The organism is Pararhizobium sp. A13 (assembly GCF_040126305.1).
Lineage (GTDB): Bacteria > Pseudomonadota > Alphaproteobacteria > Rhizobiales > Rhizobiaceae > Pararhizobium.
The window spans coordinates 4,373,384-4,391,935 of record NZ_CP149510.1 but is presented as its reverse complement, the minus strand read 5'-3'; the positions used below and the strand labels follow the sequence as shown (position 1 = coordinate 4,391,935).

At 61.8% G+C, this 18,552-nt stretch carries 17 protein-coding genes and 1 pseudogene; 5 read left to right on the top strand and 13 right to left on the bottom strand.

Going from position 1 to position 18,552, the window contains the following annotated elements:
- Position 1: 1 nt before the first annotated feature.
- From WI754_RS21400 to WI754_RS21375, 6 genes and pseudogenes are all read right to left on the bottom strand, one after another.
- Positions 2-1,054: a carbohydrate ABC transporter permease gene (locus WI754_RS21400; RefSeq protein WP_349435493.1), complete on the bottom strand. Its 1,053-nt coding sequence runs from the start codon at positions 1,052-1,054 to the stop codon at positions 2-4.
- Entirely contained in the window at positions 1,051-2,079 is a 1,029-nt protein-coding gene (locus WI754_RS21395; RefSeq protein WP_349435492.1) for a sugar ABC transporter permease, read from the bottom strand. The genes WI754_RS21400 and WI754_RS21395 overlap by 4 nt, the downstream gene beginning before the upstream one ends.
- Positions 2,080-2,210: 131 nt before the next feature.
- A pseudogene (locus WI754_RS21390) lies at positions 2,211-3,478 on the bottom strand (ABC transporter substrate-binding protein).
- A gap of 80 nt (positions 3,479-3,558) precedes the next feature.
- Entirely contained in the window at positions 3,559-6,021 is a 2,463-nt protein-coding gene (locus WI754_RS21385; protein ID WP_349435491.1) for a hypothetical protein, read from the bottom strand.
- A gap of 17 nt (positions 6,022-6,038) precedes the next feature.
- Positions 6,039-6,875, bottom strand: coding sequence for a 5-dehydro-4-deoxy-D-glucuronate isomerase (gene kduI, locus WI754_RS21380; protein WP_349435489.1), 837 nt, complete (start codon positions 6,873-6,875; stop codon positions 6,039-6,041).
- On the bottom strand, positions 6,872-7,972 hold the full coding sequence (locus WI754_RS21375) for a glycoside hydrolase family 88 protein (RefSeq protein WP_349435487.1): 1,101 nt from the start codon (positions 7,970-7,972) through the stop codon (positions 6,872-6,874). Before WI754_RS21375 ends, kduI begins: the two co-directional genes overlap by 4 nt.
- A gap of 116 nt (positions 7,973-8,088) precedes the next feature.
- Here WI754_RS21375 and WI754_RS21370 point away from each other — a divergent pair, with 116 nt between their 5' ends.
- A complete protein-coding gene (locus WI754_RS21370; protein ID WP_349435486.1) occupies positions 8,089-9,147 on the top strand; it encodes a LacI family DNA-binding transcriptional regulator in 1,059 nt (352 codons plus the stop codon).
- Positions 9,148-9,170: 23 nt separating this feature from the next.
- On the opposite strand, the gene WI754_RS21365 is transcribed toward WI754_RS21370, so the two are convergent.
- From WI754_RS21365 to WI754_RS21335, 7 genes are all read right to left on the bottom strand, one after another.
- Complete coding sequence (locus WI754_RS21365) at positions 9,171-9,524, bottom strand: cytochrome C oxidase subunit IV family protein (RefSeq protein WP_349435484.1); 354 nt, start codon at positions 9,522-9,524, stop codon at positions 9,171-9,173.
- A 9-nt stretch (positions 9,525-9,533) separates the two neighbouring features.
- Positions 9,534-10,256 (bottom strand): heme-copper oxidase subunit III family protein, encoded by a 723-nt coding sequence (locus tag WI754_RS21360; protein ID WP_349435482.1) that lies wholly within the window; start codon positions 10,254-10,256, stop codon positions 9,534-9,536.
- A gap of 12 nt (positions 10,257-10,268) precedes the next feature.
- Positions 10,269-10,973, bottom strand: coding sequence for a cytochrome c oxidase subunit 3 (locus WI754_RS21355; protein WP_349435481.1), 705 nt, complete (start codon positions 10,971-10,973; stop codon positions 10,269-10,271).
- Complete coding sequence (gene ctaD / locus WI754_RS21350) at positions 10,970-12,748, bottom strand: cytochrome c oxidase subunit I (protein WP_349435480.1); 1,779 nt, start codon at positions 12,746-12,748, stop codon at positions 10,970-10,972. The genes WI754_RS21355 and ctaD overlap by 4 nt, the downstream gene beginning before the upstream one ends.
- Positions 12,749-12,782: 34 nt before the next feature.
- Positions 12,783-13,622, bottom strand: a complete 840-nt coding sequence (locus WI754_RS21345) for a cytochrome c oxidase subunit II (protein ID WP_349435479.1) — start codon at positions 13,620-13,622, stop codon at positions 12,783-12,785.
- A gap of 142 nt (positions 13,623-13,764) precedes the next feature.
- Positions 13,765-14,148: a cytochrome c family protein gene (locus tag WI754_RS21340; protein ID WP_349435477.1), complete on the bottom strand. Its 384-nt coding sequence runs from the start codon at positions 14,146-14,148 to the stop codon at positions 13,765-13,767.
- Positions 14,149-14,350: 202 nt separating this feature from the next.
- Positions 14,351-15,076 carry a GntR family transcriptional regulator gene (locus WI754_RS21335; RefSeq protein WP_349435475.1) on the bottom strand — a complete coding sequence of 242 codons (726 nt, stop codon included), beginning with the start codon at positions 15,074-15,076 and terminating at the stop codon, positions 14,351-14,353.
- A 98-nt stretch (positions 15,077-15,174) separates the two neighbouring features.
- Between WI754_RS21335 and WI754_RS21330 the strand changes: the two genes are divergently transcribed.
- Genes WI754_RS21330 through WI754_RS21315 form a run of 4 tightly spaced genes read left to right on the top strand, consistent with a single transcriptional unit; the run spans position 15,175 to position 18,548 of the window.
- A complete protein-coding gene (locus tag WI754_RS21330) occupies positions 15,175-15,777 on the top strand; it encodes an amino acid synthesis family protein (RefSeq protein ID WP_349435474.1) in 603 nt (200 codons plus the stop codon).
- Positions 15,778-15,784: 7 nt separating this feature from the next.
- Complete coding sequence (locus WI754_RS21325; protein WP_349435473.1) at positions 15,785-16,582, top strand: alpha/beta fold hydrolase; 798 nt, start codon at positions 15,785-15,787, stop codon at positions 16,580-16,582.
- Positions 16,579-17,505 carry a flavin reductase family protein gene (locus tag WI754_RS21320; RefSeq protein WP_349435472.1) on the top strand — a complete coding sequence of 309 codons (927 nt, stop codon included), beginning with the start codon at positions 16,579-16,581 and terminating at the stop codon, positions 17,503-17,505. The genes WI754_RS21325 and WI754_RS21320 overlap by 4 nt, the downstream gene beginning before the upstream one ends.
- A 5-nt stretch (positions 17,506-17,510) precedes the next feature.
- On the top strand, positions 17,511-18,548 hold the full coding sequence (locus tag WI754_RS21315; protein ID WP_349435471.1) for an LLM class flavin-dependent oxidoreductase: 1,038 nt from the start codon (positions 17,511-17,513) through the stop codon (positions 18,546-18,548).
- Positions 18,549-18,552 lie beyond the last annotated feature (4 nt).

Sequence of the window (18,552 nt, the reverse complement as noted above, 5' to 3'; positions counted from 1 at the left end):
TCTATTTCAGTCCGGTGCCGGCAATGCCGGTGGTGATGAAGCGCTGCAGAAAGATGAAGACCAGGACGACCGGGATCATCGTCACAACCGTCATTGCCAGGATGAAATGCCACTGCACGTTCAGCTCGCCGGAATAGATGCTCAGGCCAACCTGAAGCGTGTAGAGCTCCTTGCGCGAGAGCACGATCAGCGGCCAGAGGAAGTCGTTCCAGCGCCAGACGACGGAGAAGATCGCCAGCACTGCAAGTGCGGGGGCGGTGAGCGGCAGGATGATGCGCCAATAGATCTGCCATTCCGACGCCTTGTCCATGCGGGCCGCGTCGATCAACTCATCGGGAATGGTCAGCATGTACTGGCGCAGGATGAACACGCCGGTCGGCGTCGCCACCGTCGGCAATATGACGCCCCAGAGATTGTTGAACAGCCCAAGCGCCGAGACGATGGAATAGAGCGGCACCATGATGACCGACAGAGGCACCATCAGCGTCGCGAGGATCAACAGCATGGCGAATGTCCGGCCACGAAACTCGTATTTGCTGAGCGCGAAGGCAGCCATCGAATTGACGACAAGCGTGATCAGCGTCGCCGTCACCGTCACGAAGACCGAGTTCCAGAGGTAGCGGACGAAATCGAAATGGGTGAACGGTTCGGTATAGTTCCCCGTGGCGAAGGACATCTGTCGGACGGGCGTGCGCGCGGCGATGTTGACCTTGATGATCTCGCCCGGCTTTTGCGGATCGACCATCTGGCTGACGATGCCGATGCGCCGGACTTCGGCGAGGGTCGCCTTGCTGCCGTCGGGCAGGGTGACGTCGTAGAGGTCGAGCGGCTTGTCGTAGCCTTCGACCGTCACCTTCTGGGTGACGTAGGGCAGGATGCTCGGCGGGAATTCCGCGAGTGCCGCGGGCGATTTGAACGACGAGCCGACGAGCCAGACGGCCGGGCCGAACATGATGAACAGGCCGCCGACAAGCCAGACCCAGGTGACGATATCCGTCCAGTGCCAGCCCTTGCCGCCCTTGCGACGGAGGAGAAATTCCGCGACCCGGCTCATTTGCGGGCTTCCTTCTTTTCGCTGGACCGGCTGAGGCCGAGCTGCAGCAGCGTCAGGACGACGAGCACAACGCCCATGAGGATCGAGGCGGCCGCGGCAAGCCCGGGATTGCGCAACTGCGTGGCAAAGCCGGTTTCGTAGATATACTGGGTGAGGTAGAGCGTGCTGGTGCCCGGTCCGCCGCCGGTCAAGACGTAGACTTCGTCGAAGATCTGCACTGCCTTGATGAGGACCAAGACGACCACGACGAGCAGATTGGGCGCAAGCAGCGGCATGGTGATGCGCAGGAACGCCCGCGTCGGCCGCGTTCCATCCATTTCGGCCGCCTCGTAGAGATCCTTCGGGATTGCCTGCAGGCCGGCCAGCAGAATCAGCGTGTAGAAGCCCATATGAGCCCAGATCGACACGCCGATCGTGGCGGCAAAGGCCCAGTTGCGGTCGTTCAGCCAGGTATAGGGCTCGAAGCCGAAGCCGTAGAGGCCGAAGTTCAGGAGGCCCTGGCGCTGAAGTATCCATTTCCAGATGAGGCCGACGACCACCGGTGACAGCAGGACCGGGAAGAAGAACACCGCCCGCCAGAAGCTGCGCGCCGTCAGCTCGCGATTGAGGATCAGCGCGGTCACGAGCGAGACGACGATCATTAGGGTGACCTGAAGCAGGACGAACCAGCCGGTATTGCCGACGGCTGTCCAGAACGTGTCTTCGGCGCAGCTGTTCGGATTGAGGTAGTTGGTACAGTCGAACAGCCGGACATACTGGTCGCCGCCGACGAAGCTGCGGTCCGGCAGGAAGAGAGCGGTGCCGCCGGTCATCGAATAGGCGAAGTTGATGAAGAAGGGCAGGAGCACGAAAATGCCGAAGATCAGCATATTGGGCATGAGGAAGAAGGCCGCCATGCCGCTGATCCCGGCGACCCTTTGAAGCCACCGCAGCGGCGCGTCGATCAGCCCCATTGCGAGGCGCACCGGAACCAGGGCGGCCTCGCCAATGCCTGAGCCGGTTTTTCCAGGAACATCTGCCTTCATAGCCCACCTCCCTGCGGCAGACGGAAAACTCTCGTTTCCGGCTTGTCGCAGTTTTGCAAATTGCCTCTCAAGACTTGCAGCTTGCAAGCGCCCGCGGCGGCGTCAGGTTCGTCCCGCCGCCGCCTGTCTGGTTAGCGGCCCGAATCCTTGACCTTGGCCGCGATGTCCGCGTCGATACGCGTGAACGCTTCTTCGACCGGCATTTCGCCCGCCGCCGCCGGCTTATACGCGTGACGAGCGCCGCATAATAGGTGTCCGACCAGAACCAGCCGGGCAGTTTCTGCGCGACATCGGAGAGCGAGGACATGTCCTCGACGAAGACGTTCAGAGCGGCCTTTGCCTGTGCATCGTCGGTCTTGAAATCCAGGCCCTTCTCGATCACGCCCTTATGCGCAGGCAGGAACAGCGTGCGCTCGGAGAACTCCTTCACGATGTCCTCGCGCGCCAGGTACTCCATCACCTTGACGACATCCTTCGGGTTCTTCGTGTACTTGATCGCGACGAGGCCCGCGCCGCCGGTCATGCCGGTGCAGCTTGTCGGACCGCAGGGGCTGCCGGTCGCCACCCAGTCGAAGTTCGAGCCGATCTTGGCCGAAAAGTTCGGCACCTGCCAGGAGCCCGAATAGTAGTAGGCAAGCTGGCCGTTGATGAAGTCGTCCGCGCCGGCGCGGTAGGTCGAACCGGCGGCCGATACCCAGACGTCCTTGCTCATCGTGCCGTCTGCAACCCAGCCGACGAACTTCGTGATGAACGCCTTGGCGCCTTCGTCGAGCGGAGCGGGTTTTCCGTCTGCTCCGATATAGTTCGAACCATAGGCCATGTTTGGCGCGGTGATGCGGTGGCCGGAGCGGTCGATCGCCATGGCAAACGGTATTTGCTGGCTTTCGGCGACCTGTTTGGCGGCCTTTGCCCAATCGTCCCAGGTTGCGTCTTTCCCCGGCAGGGCAACGCTCGCTTGGTCGAACAGCGTCTTGTTGGCAAAGCCGCCGGTCAAGGTGATCTGGGTCATGAAGCCGGAGATCTGGTTGGAGCCGTCAGGGCGCATCCAGTCGGCCTGGGCGCCAAAATTCTTGTCCCAGTAGGCGGCGTCGGCGACCAGCGGACGAAGGTCGAGCCAGTGCTGGCTGAGCGCCTTCAGGTTGGTGACGCGGGCGATGTCCGGCCCGTCGCCGGCTTCAAGCTGGACCGGCAACTGCTCACGCACGACCGTGTATGACACGTTGTCGAGAATGACGTTGATCCCGGGATTTTCCTTCATGAAGCGGTCGAGCAGGTCCTTCATGACCTCGCCCTCGACGCCGTCGGAATACCACATCACGCGGACATCGCCAGCGAGTGCTGCCGTCGATGTCAAAAGTCCGACGGCAAATACCGCCAGCATTGTTCTGGTCTTTCTCATAGTCTTCCTCCTCTTTGCGCGAGCCCTTCTCCCGCTCGCAGGTAAACGTCGCGCCGGCTTCTCCCACCGGCGCTTCGCTGTTAGTTGGCGGCCAGCATGGTGACCTCACCGGCAACCGTGAAGTCCTTCGGTGAAACGGTGCGGCCCTCGGCGTCAGCCGATCCATCCGGGCGAAACGTCACCGTGCCATAGTCCGGATCCTCGATGACGAGCGAGCCGTCTTCCTTTTCCTCGACCGCAAGCGCGCCGAACCGGGCCTCCACCACCGCAACGTCCAGGGCCTCGCAGACCCGCACGATCCAGCGTGTCTTGCGGCCGTATTGGCGCAACTCGGCATTGGCGGACGGGCCATCCTTGACCAGAACGAAGTCGGTGCTGCCGCGCAGCATCATCGCGCCACGCGCGCTGCGCGCCAGTGCGAGGTTGTCTACGACGCTGCTTTCGTCGAATTCGGCAACCGGGAACCAGGCATGGGTGAAATCCGGCTGTTCGTCAAAGGTGGAAAAATCGAGCACGGCCAGCCCGCGATACTGGTGGGCGCGAGGGAGGGTGCCGCAGCCGCCCCAGAAGGAGGGCCGACCGTACCCGAACTGAATCGTCTCGCCGGGATGGTTGATCCAGACGGCGGCTTCCGGGCGCTCGCCGAGCCGCAGATGCAGCACCGTCTCCTGGTAGCCCCATTCATTCCAGCGGTAATGGGCAGCGGAACCCATGGCGAAGTCGCGGCTCTTGTAGTGATAGAGCGCTGCGAACCTGTTCTCGCCCTGAGCAAACCGCCATTCCTGATGCTCGTCCGCCTGATGGCAGGCGACAGCGACAAGGCTTTCCGGTACGGACAGCCCGTGATCGCGCAAGCAGACTGCAAGCTGCGGCAGGGCGTGGACGCGGCGGCCGTACCAGCCCGCGCCCCAAAGAAGGCGAGCGACGCCTGAAAGCTCCAGCGAGCGGCCGGCGCAGAGCGTGTGTTCATAGGAACGGCCTTGCGCTGCCGTTACCATGCCGTGGTGTGCCGAGCGTGCGATCACTTCGCAGAGCCGGACGATGCCCTTCTTTGCCCGGTCGGCGATATCGGCATCGGGAGACAGGGCGGCGAGCGCAGTCAGGCCCTTGAGGTCGATCGGGAAATAGGGTGCCGAATTGAATTCCGCCATTTCCCAGGCCTCGAAATGATCGAGCCATGCCCGTACTCGGGCAGCACCAACGGCGCTCTGCGCGGCGCCCGTGCGGCCGGAGCGAACAAAGGTCTTGTCCGCCAGAAGATGTCCGGCGAGATAGGCCGAGGTATGGAACAGCAGAGCGTGGTTTTCCGAGAAATACCACTGTACGTCGTTGCCGGGCTCATCCATCCAGTAGCGGAAACCAAGGATCGCCTGGTCGATGCGGTTGCGCGTCGGCTCGCCGATATCCTTGCCCCAGACGGTGCGCGACCAGATGAGCGGGACAAGCGAGAAATCGGCACAATCGTGGCAATCTTCGATCGAGGGCAGGATTTCCTCGATCATCGCATCCGTGTCGCGGCCGCCGCGGCCGCTTGCCAGCCGCGCGAAGGCGCGCACCGTATCGCGTTCGGAGAATTCGGAGATTTCGTCGAGCGTCTCCGCGATCCGGTCGACGAGCGCCACGGGCGCGGTTCCCTGGCGGTCGGCATGGCAGATCTCTATGCCCAGCGACCGCGAGGCGACGAAGCCGCCTGCCTTCAGCGTGATGCGGAAATGGCGGAAATCGGCGGGCGCATTTTCGGACGGGCCGATCACCAGACGCGCGTCGCCCGCCTTGAGGACGAAGTCATAGTCGAAGCGCTCGGTCGACATGAAGTCGCCCTCGACCGCCACATTGACATCGACATCGACCGGCAAGGGTTCTGCGAGAAGCAGTGTGATGTCGCCGTCGAAATAGGCCGTCCTGTCGAAATGCATGCCTTCGAGCGCAGTCTCGATCGTCCCGGCAACCTTGCCGTCGATCGGCACCGGCACGGCGACGCTTGCCACCGGGCCTTCCAGGTAATCGAGCTGGAAGAAGTAGCGTGCATCGCGCTCGGCAAGATCATCGAAGAAGATGGTGATCTCGTTCAGCCCGGCTTGCAACTGCAGGTCGAATTCGGCCTTTGCCTCCAGATTGCGGCTATAGGGCGCCATCCAGCCGATCTCAGTGCCGTTCAGCCAGAGGACCGCACCTCCGCAGGTGCCGAGGCGGACTTTTGCCGTCCCGGTCTTTTCGGCGGCTATGAAAGTACGCGCCCAGGTGGCCAGCCGCGTCGGGCGGAACCAGAAGCCGGAAAGATCGAGCCGCGGCGAGCCGAAGGGCAGCCACCAGCGGGCGGCGTCGAAGGCGCCGCGCACGTCCGGCCGCTTGCGGCGATGGCGCTCGGCGAAGATCGTGCGGCAGGGATATTCGTGCGGGATGAAGTTCTTGTGCTTGGTCAGGAAGAAGAACGGGTCCATCTCGCCCTTCATCGGGGCGTCCGGAACGTCAAAACGCTCCTCGGCGATCGCTCCGAGCTGCCAGTAGCGGATGGCTTCGCCCGGCCTCAGGGCGCGGTTCATAAGGGATCTCATATCGTTCATTTCAGCTCTGCCAGGGCCACCGGGGCCACGTCGTTATATTCCTGGTTTTCTCCGGTCATGCCCCAGACGAAGGCATAGGGGCCAGTGCCGGCGCCCATATGGATAGACCAGGCGGGTGACAAGACAGCGTCGCCATCGGCGACGATAAGATGGCGTGTCTCTTCCGGGCGGCCCATCAGGTGAACGATGCGGTCTTCCGCCGCCATGTCGAAATAGCAATAGGCCTCCATCCGCCGCTCGTGCAGATGCGGCGGCATGGTGTTCCAGACGCTGCCTTCGGCAAGGTCGGTGATGCCCATCAGGAGAAGGCAGGACGGCGTCACCTCCGGATGAATGTACATGGCGAGCCGTCGCTTGTTCGACCGGCGGCCGTCGCCCAGATCGATGGCCTTTGATTCCGCCTTTTTGATCAGCCGGTGGGAAACGTCGGCGCCGGCCGGCACGGAGTTCATGTAGAACCGGGCAGGGGTCTTTCCCGAGCGACTAGCCATCGTAATCTCGCGCGCGCCGCGGCCGAGATAGAGCACGTCGCGATTCTCCAGTGTGAAAGACCGACCATCGACGGTCACAGTTCCCGTGCCGCCGAGATTGGCAATGCCCATTTCGCGCGCAGACAGGAGATACGACGTGCCGATCTCGGCACCGGAACCGAAGGTTACGCTTTTGGAAACCGGCATCGCGCCGCCGAGAAGCAGGCGGTCGACATGCGTATAGGTGAAATTGGCGGCGTCCGGCACGAACAGGTCGGTCATCAGGAAGGCGCTGCGGAGCTTTTCCGTGTCGTAGCCTTTGATATCTTCCGGTGCCGCTCCATACAAAATCTTCATCGTCATGCTGTTTGTCCTTCTATCCCGACGTGCTCCAGACCCTCGGAAAGGCACAGGATTGCCAGGGCCTGGCCGTAGCCCGTCGGTTGAATGGGAATGTCCTTGTAGAACTGGAGATCATGGCCCATGCGGGTGCCGTAGGAGACGTTGAGCACGGTGCCGGTCGCGTCGATGTTGTCCATCACCACCTTGAGGGCCTTTAGCCCGGCCGCACGCCAGGCAGGTGTGCCGAGCCCGAGGCGATAACCCTTGAGAAGGCCGTAGCCGATGCCGGCGGTGGCCGAAATCTCTTCATAGGAGGTGGGATCGTCGAGCAATGTGCGCCACGCGCCGGAGGGAGCCTGAAGCGCAAGCAGCGCATCGACCTGCGCCACGAGAACGCCTTGCAAGAAGTCCTTCACCGGCTTGGCGATGTCAGCGAGATCGAAGAGATCAAGCAGACCGGCGGTGATCCAGGCATTGCCGCGCGCCCAGCGTGCCCTGGCGAAATTGTGCCGGCCGTCGAAGGTCCAGCCATGAAACCACAGGCCGGTATGCGTGTCGGCGAGGTAGCGGGCATGCACGAGGAATTGCCGCGACGCCTCGTCGATCAGTTCGCGCCGGCCGCTCGCCTGACCGTAGGACGCAAGGAACAGCGCGACCATATAGAGGGTGTCGTCCCAGAGCTCGTTGTCGTTGACCTTGTCGGAGACGTGATGCTCGAAGCCGCCTTCCGGCGTGCGGCCCATGTCCGACATCACGCGGTTTGCCCAGTCGTCGAGGATCGGCTGCCAGCGGGGATCGCGGGTCTTCGCCCAGAGCACCGACAGGCCGAGCATCGGCGCGGTGGTGTTGACGTTGAGCTGCGGCAGGCCCGCCTCGATGCGCGCCTGGTACCACCCTTCGATGAGCTGGCGCAGGTCGTCGCGGCCGGTGAAAAGCCAGAGCTTGATCAGACCATAGAGACCGACACCCTGCGGCCATTCCCAACTGTCGAAGCTGATGTAGTCACCGGCGGTTCCGTCGAGATTCGGTTCGTGGAAGCGACCGTCGTGCTTCAGACCGGTCGTTCCGGCGACAAGGCGATCGAGACCATCGCGAATATCGCGGCCATTCAGGGCCATGGCTTTCCTCCCAACTCGTCCGCTCTTCGGCGGTTTCCATGGTCAAATTAAAGCCATGAGATTTTCTCTTGCGCAATCTGAAAATTTTTCTCATGATTGCGATAAAGAGGTGCGAGATGATTGTGAAGCCGTTACCGGGCAAACGCGGAAAAAAGAGCAAGCGCGTCCGTCTGGAGGACATCGCCGAGGCCTGCGGGGTTTCGCTGAGCACCGCTTCGCGCGCGCTTGCGGGCGAAAAGGGCGTTCGCCCGGAAATCCGCCAGCAGGTTCTCGAAGCCGCGAAGATCGCCAACTATGTAATCCCCACTGCTGTCGCAGGGCAGAAGGTCATTCTCGCAGCCTCGAGCGCTGCCATGATCGACTATGTGCGCAACCAGTTCACGCTCTATGTCCTTGAAGGGTTGAAGGAACGGGCGCAGGCGCTCGGACTTGAAATCGTCACGCGCCCGATCGCCGACAGGCAAGAGGAACTTGCCGTTCTGAAGGAGGCGCTCGACGATCCTCAGGTTGCCGGCCTGCTTTTTCTCACCGTTGATGACGAGGGCATGCTTGCCGCCACGCGTGGTTTTGACAAGCCCGTCGTCCTGCTCAACAGCGACGATCCGTTCATGCGGCTTTCCAGCGTCACACCCTGCAATCGATCGAGCGCGCGGCTGGCCGCCGATCATCTGATCGATCTCGGCCACGAGCGTATCCTGTTCCTGATGCGGCCCGGCAGGCGCACCATCGAGCGCCGTTACGAAGGCTGGAAGGATGCGCTGCTCCATCGCGGGCTACCTTTCGAAGAGAATTTGATGGTGCCCGTCGAAGACTGGCTTCCGGAGCTTGCCGCCCAGGCTGTTGCGGCGCGGATAGCAGCCCGCGGCCTTGATTTCACTGCCGTTCTTGCTGCCGGCGACAGCCTTGCCGTCGGCGCGATGATGGGCGTTCAGCAGTCGGGATTTTCCGTGCCCGGCGATGTTTCGGTGATGGGCATGGACGATCTCCCGCAGGCGGCCTTCCTCAACCCACCATTGACCACCATGCACATCCCCATGCGCGAGATCGGCTCGGTGGCGCTCGATCTGTTGCGCGACAACCTCTCCGGCCTTCCGATGCCGCCGCGCCGGGTGGAACTCGCCTGCCATCTCGTCGAGCGCTCATCGACCGGGCCGGTCCGGAAGCTGCCGGCATAGGGGGCGAGTGGTCCGTTCCGCTCCTACTGGGCGGCGCCGTAGAAGGCCATTCGCGTGAAGATCGTGTAGTTCGATTCAGAGACCATCATGGCGACGAAGACGAGCACGAGTAGCGGCGGCAGCAGGATGGCATAGACGAGTGCCAGCCGCTCCCAGGCCATATGCATGAACACCGCGACGATCAGCCCCGCTTTCAGGATCATGAAAAGCAGAATAAGGGACCACCGCAGATAGCCCTGCAGGCCGACATAGTCGACGAGATAGGAGCAGGCGCTGAGAATGAATAGAAATCCCCAGACGACGAGATAGAGCCGGATCGGATGCTGCTGATGCTGCTCCTTCACCTGCACTTGGGCATGCGCTGCAACTTGCGCCATCAGATCACCTCACCACAGATAGAAGAACGCGAAGATGAAAACCCAGACCAGATCGACGAAGTGCCAGTAGAGGCCCATGATCTCGACGATCTCGTAATTGCCCTTGCGGCTGGTGAAGAAGCCCCGCCTTTCCGTGTCGAAATCGCCCCGCCAGACCTTGCGGGCGATAATCAGAAGAAAGAGCACGCCGATCGAAACATGGGTGCCGTGAAACCCCGTGATCATGAAGAAGGACGAGCCGAATTGGGCAGCACCCCAGGGGTTCTCCCAGGGCCGAACGCCTTCCGAAATCAGCTTCGACCATTCGAATGCCTGCATGCCGACAAAGGACGCGCCAAGAACCGCAGTCAGCAGCATGAGGATCGCCGTCGTGCGGCGATCCCGGCGGTATCCGAAATTGACGGCCATCGCCATCGTGCCGCTGCTTGAGATCAGGATGAAGGTCATGATGGCAATCAGGATCAGCGGGATTTCCTGTCCGCCGAGCGTCAGCGCAAAGACCTCGCTGGGGTTCGGCCAAGGGACCGTCGTCGACATGCGCGCCGTCATGTAGGCGAGCAGGAAGCAGCCGAAGATGAAGGTGTCGCTCAGGAGGAAGATCCACATCATGGCCTTGCCCCAGGAGACGTTCTTGAACGCTCGCTGATCGGAAGACAGATCGGCTGCGACACCGCGCAGGCCCAAGGGGCGCTCAAGCGCTTCGCCGGTATGCGTTTGTACGGATTGCGCCATCGTCACCACTCCCTATGTGAGCAATTGCCGGCAAAGATCGGCGAAATCATTTGCCCAGCCAGCGAAGAGTGCAAACAGGATCAGCCAGACGGCGAGCATGAAGTGCCAGTAGAGGGCACAGAGGTCCACGCTCAGTCGCGCTTTGGCTGTCACCGGGCCACCGCCCGTCTTCATCATCGTCCGGCCAAGTGCCACGAGACCGCCCAGAATGTGCAGGCCGTGCATTCCGGTGATCACATAGAAGAAGCTGTTGGCGGGATTGTCCGCGAGCACATAGCCCGCCTCGGTCAGTTCCCGCCAGGCGAAGATCTGCCCGGTCAGAAAGAGGATCGCGGTTGCAAGCGCAGCAAGGAGGGCGGTCCGCATGGTGTCGCCGCGGCCGCGCTGCGCTTCGGTTTTCGCCCAGTGCATCGCCGCACTGCTGACAATCAGGGTGGCAGTGTTCAGCCAGAGCAGGCGGGGAATGGGCGTCGACCACCAGTCGGGCGTTCCGACACGCATCAGATAGGCGCTGATGAAGAGGCTGAAGAGAGCACCGACGACCGCCAGAAACACGTAGAGGCCGATTTTTGCAGGTGGGATCGGCGACCGTTCACCGCCTCCTGGCTGTCCAACGTGCCCCACTTCCAGCCACGGCCTGGATGTCAGCCGCTGCTGGGTCATCCACCAGATGATGATGGCGGCGATGCCAGCGAGGAACAGCAGCATGACGCTCATGATGCGGTCTCCCGCGTCGGCGTACCGAGCCCGGGATGGTTCTGCGGAATGAAGTCTTCGGCTGCTCCCGGCACGCTGTAGTCATAGGCCCAGCGGTAGATCACCGGCAATTCCTTGCCCCAGTTGCCGTGGGCGGGCGGGGTCTGCGGCGTCTGCCATTCGAGCGTCGTCGCCCGCCAGGGGTTGCCGCCGGCCTCTCTGCCCTTGTTCAGGCTCCAGACGAGGTTGAACAGGAAGAGGAGCTGGGCGGCGCCGACGGTGAGCGCCATGACGGAGATAAACGCATTCAGCGTGTGGGCCGACTCGGGAATGAAGGCCGTTTCGCCCAGTTCATGGTAGCGGCGCGGGATGCCCAAGAGGCCGAGATAGTGCATCGGGAAGAAGATCAGGTAGGCGCCGAGGAAGGTGACCCAGAAGTGGATCTGGCCCATCGCCTCGTTCAGCATCCGTCCGGTAACCTTCGGATACCAGTGATAGATCGCTCCGAAAATAACCATGATCGGCGCGACGCCCATCACCATGTGAAAATGCGCCACGACGAACATCGTGTCGGACAGGGGCACGTCGACGACGACATTGCCGAGAAAAAGCCCCGTCAGCCCGCCATTGACGAAGGTGACGATGAAGGCAAGCGCAAACAGCATCGGCAGCGACAGGTGGATATCGCCGCGCCAGAGGGTCAGCACCCAGTTATAGACCTTGATCGCGGTCGGAACCGCAATGATGAGCGTCGTGGTGGCGAAGAAGAAGCCGAATTTCGGGTTCATGCCGCTGACATACATGTGATGCGCCCAGACGACGAAGCTCAGCGCGCCGATGATGACGATCGCCCACACCATCATGCGATAGCCGAAAATGTTCTTTCTCGCATGGGTGCTGATCAGATCGGAGACGATGCCGAAGGCCGGAAGGGCGACGATATAGACTTCGGGATGACCGAAGAACCAGAACAGGTGCTGGAACAGGATCGGGCTGCCGCCCCCCTGTTTCAGTTGCGCGCCCATCTCGACGATGGCCGGCATGAAGAAACTGGTTCCGAGAAGCCGGTCGAACAGCATCATCACGGCGGCGACGAAGAGTGCCGGGAAGGCGAGCAGCGCCATGATCGTCGCTGTGAAGATGCCCCAGATCGTCAAGGGCAGGCGCATCAAGGTCATGCCGCGGGCGCGTGCCTGCAGCACGGTGACGACATAATTCAGCCCGCCCATGGTAAAGCCGATGATGAACAGAATGAGCGACGACAGCATCAGGACGATGCCCCAGTCCTGTCCACCCGGCGTGCCCGACAGGATGGCCTGCGGCGGATAGAGCGTCCAGCCGGCGCCCGTCGGCCCGCCGGGTGCGAAGAAACCGGCAACCAGAACAAGGACTGCGAGCAGATAGAGCCAGTAGCTCAGCATGTTGGCATAGGGAAAGACCATGTCGCGGGCGCCGACCATCAAGGGGATGAGATAGTTGCCGAAGCCGCCGAGAAACAGCGCGGTCAGAAGGTAGATCACCATGATCATGCCGTGCATGGTGATGAACTGGTAATAGTGGTCGGCGTCGATGAAATCGAACGTACCGGGAAAGCCGAGTTGCAGGCGCATCAGCCAGGAGAGCACCAGCGCCACCATGCCGATGGCGATCGCCGTCGTCGAATATTGGATGGCGATGATCTTGGCATCCTGGCTGAAGACATATTTCGTCCACCAGCTCTTCGGATGATAGAGCTCGACATCCTCCACTTCCGCCAGTGGGATGGCTTCGCTTGCGCTGGACCTGATATCGACCATCATTTCCCTCCCGGTTCGTCTTTTTGGACGCCTCCTACTTGGAGGAGGACGTGCTGGATGCGATCTTCGTCTGTTCTTGCCGTGCCGCGAGGAGCTGGGTGAAGGTCTGCTGTTGCTCCAGCCACGCCTGGTAGTCGGTCTCATTGTCGACCACGACGGTGCCGCGCATTTGCGGATGACCGGTGCCGCAGAGCTCGGCGCAGAGGACTTCGAACGTCCCGGTTCGTGTCGGCGTGAACCAGAAATAGGTCTCCATGCCCGGTATCATGTCCATCTTCGCCCTGAATTCGGGGACGTAGAAATCGTGCAGCACATCGACCGAGCGCAACAGCATCTTGACGGGCTTGCCGACCAGCAGGTGCAATTCGCCGCCTTCGATGATGAGATCGTCGAGACCGTTCGGGTCATTGGGGTTCACGCCGAGCGCATTGCCGTCGCCGATGGCGCGGGTCTCGGAGGTGCCGAGCCGGCCATTGGCGCCGGGCAGCCGGAAGCTCCAGAGCCACTGCTGGCCGACGACCTCGACCTCGGTCGTTCCAGGGGGCACCGTGACGAACTGGTGCCATACGAAAAGCCCAGGGGCCAACATGGCGGCGACGCCGATGCTTGTCACCGAGGCTAGCCAGACTTCCAGTTTTTTGTTTTCCGGCTCATAGGCGGCGCGGTTTCCTGGCCGATGGCGGAAGCGAAAGACGCAATAGGCGACGAACAGCACCACCGCGACGAAGACGAAGCCAGTAATCCAGAACGTGATGATGATGGTATTGTCGATGTAGTTCCAGTTAGACGCAATTGGCGTCCACCACCATGGGCTGAGCAGATGGAACACGACTGATCCAACTGCTACGATAACGAGAATAAGCACTACAGCCATTTCCTGTCCCCTCCCTGCCTCGGACGGCTGTGGACATGAATGCGTAACCTGTAGAAAATTGCCGGATCAGTATCGCACGAACAACAAATTCAGGCAATTAGCAGCTTGCACAAGCCTGTTGAGTGCGCACAGATGTTTCTCATCAGGGGAATTGTTTGAGATAGGCGATCAGGTTGGTGATTTCGTCGTCCTTCTTCACCCCGATGAAGGCCATTTTCGTACCCTTCACTTTCGCCTTTGGATTGTGCAGATAATCGCGCAGCGTTGTCTCGTCCCAGACGAGCCCGCCTTCGCCGGCTGCCTTCATTCCCGACGAATAGTTGAAGTCCGGGTGCGTTCCGGCCTTTCTGCCGAACAGACCCTTGAGCGAAGGACCGACCTTGTTCTTGTCGCTGTCGACGATGTGACAAGTTGCGCATTTCTTGAAGACGGCGGCGCCCGCCTCGGCATCGCCTTCCTGGGCGAGGGCGCCGAGCGGACAGAGTACGGCGGCGGATAGTCCGATCATCAGAATTTGGTTTCGCATTGGAATCCTCCTCCAGGTTGCCCGAAACACCGGCCTGCGCGTCATTTTGCCGTTGCAGCCTGTTCCGGATCGCGCCGCTCGCCGGTATTGCGGGCTAAGAGCAGTACGATCAGCAAAAAACTATTCTTCAGTCGGGATAAGTCAATTGGTGCGAAAGCCGGCGCCGCAAGTCTGCAAATCCTGCGCGGCGGTCGCGGCGTTGTCAGGGCTTCGCTTGACCCGCCGGCACCAGCAGGCTCTCGGCGATGTGTGCCGCCTCCATGATGTGGGCGCGGCAGGCGGCGGTTGCTGCGTCCGGATCGTTGCGTTCGATGGCGTTGAAAATCTCGCGCATTCTCGCCGGGCCGGATACGGTGCGATTGGTCGTCGACAGGGTCATCACCCTGAGGCGGGAAATGCGGCTGTTCAACCGCTTGACGATATCCCAAGCGATCTCGTGACCGCCTGACAGGAAGATCGTTTCGTAGAATTCCGTCGTCGCGGCAAGAATCGTCAGGGCATCGTTCTTGCGCGAATTGCGGTCGAGGTCCTCCAGCACCGCCTTCAGCTTTTCCTTCGTCGCTGAATCGGCGTTGCGGGCGCAATCGGCAACGGCGGTCGTTTCGAGCGCGACCCGGACATCATAGATCTGCCGCGCCTGATGCCAGTCGATGAGGGCGACGATCGGTCCCTGCTTGGGCGCCGTCTCTACCAGGCCTTCCGTTTCCAGATGGCGCAGCACTTCGCGAATGACGGAGCGCGAGACGCCGAGCTGATCGCAGAGGGTGCGCTCGACGAGCCTTTGTCCGGGGCTGAAAAGGCCGGCAATGATCGCGTTGCGCAGCCGTTCGAGCGCCATTTCCCTCAGGGTTACCGGCGGGGTGTCGATCCGCAGCGATTCCAGGTTCCGGGCGGTTTCGGCGGTCGGCGCAAAAAGCTTCTGGTTCATGGCTCTCTCATAGACGCAGAAATGATTCCAAACAAGGCTTGACACGTGATATTATGGTATACCATCATACGGAATATCGGAATAGAAGGAAAACGGCCTTGGCTATCGAAATCCGCAAGACATTTCTTCAGGTGGAAACCACGCTGGTCGAGGGCGGCAAGGCCGCTCAGACGCCACTGAAGCTTTACGCGGCGATGGCCGTGGTGAAAAATCCCTGGGCTGGACGGGGGTTCGTCGAGGACCTGAAGCCGGAAATTCACGCCGCGGCGCCGGTGCTCGGCGAATTGCTGACCCGCATGATCATCGACGCCGTCGGGTCCGGCGAACAGGTCGAGGCCTATGGCAAGGCGGCGGTCGTCGGGCTTGACGGCGAGATCGAGCATGCCTCCGCGCTGATCCATACGCTGCGTTTCGGCAATCACTACCGCACGGCGGTCGGGGCCAAATCCTATCTCGCCTTCTGCAACACACGCGGTCCGGCCAATGCGCCGGTGATGATCCCGCTGATGGACAAGAACGACGAGGGGCGCCGCTCGCACTACCTCACCATCCAGACGTCGATCGCCGACGCGCCAGCGGCCAATGAGATTGTCGTCGCGCTTGGCGCGTCGGTCGGCGGCCGCCCGCATCATCGCATCGGCGATCGCTACCAGGACCTCAAAGACCTTGGCAACGACGTGAACAACCCTGCAGCGGTCTGAGGCTGACATGGAAATGGTTCGGCGGTTCCATACGAAAAGCGGCATGGCCTTTGCTGAGCAGGGCGTCGGCGAACCGCTGGTGCTGATCCACGGGGTCGGCATGCGGCTGGAGGCCTGGGCGCCGCAAATGGCGGCGCTCGGCAGGAGCCATCGTGTGATCGCCGTTGATATGCCGGGGCATGGCGAGAGCCGGCCCTTGCCAGGTGACGCGGGGCTTGAAGCCTTTGTTGCATGGCTGGGTCTTTTCCTCGATGATCTGGGGCTTGAGCGCGTCAATGTGGCCGGACACTCCATGGGTGCCCTGATAGCCGGCGGCGCGGCCGCCACGTTCGGATCGAAGGTTTCCAGGGTGGCGCTGTTGAACGGCGTCTATCGCCGCGATGCGGGTGCAAGCGCGGCAGTCGTTGGCAGGGCGCGGGAAATCCGCGCCGGGCAGGTCGATGTCGACGGCCCGCTGTTGCGCTGGTTCGGGGCGGACAGTCAAGACAGCGAGGTCTACCGCCTGACCCACCGCTGGCTGTCTTCCGTCGATCGCGCCGGCTATGCCACGGCCTATGCCGCCTTTGCCGGCGGCGACAGCACCTATGCCGATTGCTGGCCGAATGTCGGATGTCCGGCGCTGTTTCTCACCGGAGCCGACGACCCCAATTCGACCCCGGCCATGGCGCGCGCGATGGCGGAGGCGGCCCCTGCCGGTTATGCGGTGCTGATCGACGACCACCGGCATATGGTCAACCTGACGGCCCCCGATGAGGTCAATTCTATCCTCTTGGAATGGCTGGCGAAACCGGAGGAGATGAAATGAGCCAAGCGAGTTTGGATGCACGCGCCCTGCGCGACGCGTTCGGCGCCTTTCCGACCGGTGTGACGGTGGTGACAGCCCATGACCCATCGGGCCAGCCGATCGGTTTCACCGCCAATTCCTTCACGTCCGTGTCGCTCGATCCGCCGCTGCTGTTGATCTGCCTGGCGAAGACATCCCGGAATTTTGCGGCCATGACCGGTTCGGCTGGCTTTGCGGTGAATATCCTTTCCGAAACGCAGAAGGATGTTTCCAACACCTTCGCCCGTCCGGTCGAGGACCGTTTCGCCGCTGTCGAGTGGAAGAAAGGGCCCGAAGGTTCGCCGATCTTTGCCGATGTTGCGGCCTGGTTCGATTGCGCAACCGAAGAAGTGCTGGATGCGGGCGACCATGTCATCATGACCGGCCGGGTGAAAGCCTTCGCCAATAGTGGCCTGAACGGTCTCGGGTACGCCCGAGGTAGCTATTTCACTCCGGCGCTGGCGGGCAAGGCCGTTTCGGCGGCAGCGGAAGGCGAGGCCCAGTTGAGCGCGGTGATCGAGCGCGACGGCTCGCTCCTTCTGCTTGGAAGCGACGTTCTCAGCCTTCCGACTTGTGCCATGGAAGGCGGCGAGCCGACGCAGATGCTGCGGGACTATCTTGAGACGCTCACGGGACTGAGCGTTTCCATCGGCTTCCTCTATTCCGTCTATGAAAGCCGCGCCGACAACCGGCAGCACATTGTCTATCGGGCGACCGCGGCAGCCGGGGAGCCGGCGACCGGACGGTTCCTGCCGCTCGCCGAGGCCTTGAAGCAGACATTCGACAGCACCGCGACGGCCGATATTGTCCGGCGGTTCGACCTGGAAAACTCCATCGGCAATTTCGGCGTTTATTTCGGCAATGAAACAGCCGGCAAAGTCCACCCGGTTTCAAGGAAGGCCTGATTGAGATGAAATTTTCCCTCTTCGTCCATATGGAGCGGCTTGACGCGGGCCAGGATCACAAGAGCCTGTACGAGGAGTTCGTGGCGCTCTGCGAGATCGCCGACAAGGGCGGCATGCACGCCATCTGGACCGGCGAACATCACGGCATGGACTTCACCATCGCCCCCAACCCGTTCGTCACCATCGCCGATCTGGCACGCCGAACCAGCAAGGTACGGCTCGGCACCGGCACGGTCATTGCACCGTTCTGGCATCCGATCAAGCTTGCCGGCGAAGCGGCGATGACCGACCTCATCTGCGACGGGCGGCTGGATATCGGCATAGCACGCGGCGCCTATTCCTTCGAGTACGAGCGCCTGTTGCCCGGGCTCGATGCCTGGGGTGCCGGCCAGCGCCTGCGCGAACTCATTCCCGCCGTCCAGAAACTGTGGGAAGGCGACTACGCGCATGACGGTGAGTTCTACAAATTCCCTTCCACGACGTCGGCGCCGAAGCCCATCCAGCAGCACCCGCCGATCTGGGTGGCGGCGCGCGATCCGAACTCCCATGAATTCGCGGTCGCCAATGGCTGCAATGTCCAGGTGACTCCACTCTGGCAGGGGGACGACGAAGTCTTGACCTTGATGGGCCGCTTCAACGAGGCCTGCGCCAAGAACACCGCCGTCGAGCGGCCGAAGATCATGCTTCTGCGCCACACTTATGTGGGTACCGACGAAGCCGACATCGCGCAGGCCGCCCACGAGATAAGCGTCTATTACAACTACTTCTTTGCCTGGTTCAAGAACGAGAAGCCGATCCATCAAGGCCTGATCGAGCGGATTGCGCCCGAGGATATCGCCGCCAACGCGATGCTTTCGGCGGATGTCATGCGGACCAACAACGTGATCGGCGGAGCAGGTGAGGTGATCGGCCGGCTGAAAGCCTACGAGGCGATGGGCTACGACGAATATTCCTTCTGGATCGACACCGGCATGAGCTTCGAGCGCAAGAAGGCCTCGCTCGAGCGCTTCATCGCCGAGGTCATGCCGGCATTCGGGGAGTAGGGCG

Coding starts and splice junctions, on each gene's coding strand:
- WI754_RS21400 (WP_349435493.1), bottom strand. CDS start 1,054: ATGAGCCGGGTCGCGGAATTTCTCCTCCGTCGCAAGGGCGGCAAGGGC.
- WI754_RS21395 (WP_349435492.1), bottom strand. CDS start 2,079: ATGAAGGCAGATGTTCCTGGAAAAACCGGCTCAGGCATTGGCGAGGCC.
- WI754_RS21385 (WP_349435491.1), bottom strand. CDS start 6,021: ATGAACCGCGCCCTGAGGCCGGGCGAAGCCATCCGCTACTGGCAGCTC.
- kduI (WP_349435489.1), bottom strand. CDS start 6,875: ATGACGATGAAGATTTTGTATGGAGCGGCACCGGAAGATATCAAAGGC.
- WI754_RS21375 (WP_349435487.1), bottom strand. CDS start 7,972: ATGGCCCTGAATGGCCGCGATATTCGCGATGGTCTCGATCGCCTTGTC.
- WI754_RS21370 (WP_349435486.1), top strand. CDS start 8,089: ATGATTGTGAAGCCGTTACCGGGCAAACGCGGAAAAAAGAGCAAGCGC.
- WI754_RS21365 (WP_349435484.1), bottom strand. CDS start 9,524: ATGGCGCAAGTTGCAGCGCATGCCCAAGTGCAGGTGAAGGAGCAGCAT.
- WI754_RS21360 (WP_349435482.1), bottom strand. CDS start 10,256: ATGGCGCAATCCGTACAAACGCATACCGGCGAAGCGCTTGAGCGCCCC.
- WI754_RS21355 (WP_349435481.1), bottom strand. CDS start 10,973: ATGAGCGTCATGCTGCTGTTCCTCGCTGGCATCGCCGCCATCATCATC.
- ctaD (WP_349435480.1), bottom strand. CDS start 12,748: ATGGTCGATATCAGGTCCAGCGCAAGCGAAGCCATCCCACTGGCGGAA.
- WI754_RS21345 (WP_349435479.1), bottom strand. CDS start 13,622: ATGGCTGTAGTGCTTATTCTCGTTATCGTAGCAGTTGGATCAGTCGTG.
- WI754_RS21340 (WP_349435477.1), bottom strand. CDS start 14,148: ATGCGAAACCAAATTCTGATGATCGGACTATCCGCCGCCGTACTCTGT.
- WI754_RS21335 (WP_349435475.1), bottom strand. CDS start 15,076: ATGAACCAGAAGCTTTTTGCGCCGACCGCCGAAACCGCCCGGAACCTG.
- WI754_RS21325 (WP_349435473.1), top strand. CDS start 15,785: ATGGAAATGGTTCGGCGGTTCCATACGAAAAGCGGCATGGCCTTTGCT.
- WI754_RS21320 (WP_349435472.1), top strand. CDS start 16,579: ATGAGCCAAGCGAGTTTGGATGCACGCGCCCTGCGCGACGCGTTCGGC.
- WI754_RS21315 (WP_349435471.1), top strand. CDS start 17,511: ATGAAATTTTCCCTCTTCGTCCATATGGAGCGGCTTGACGCGGGCCAG.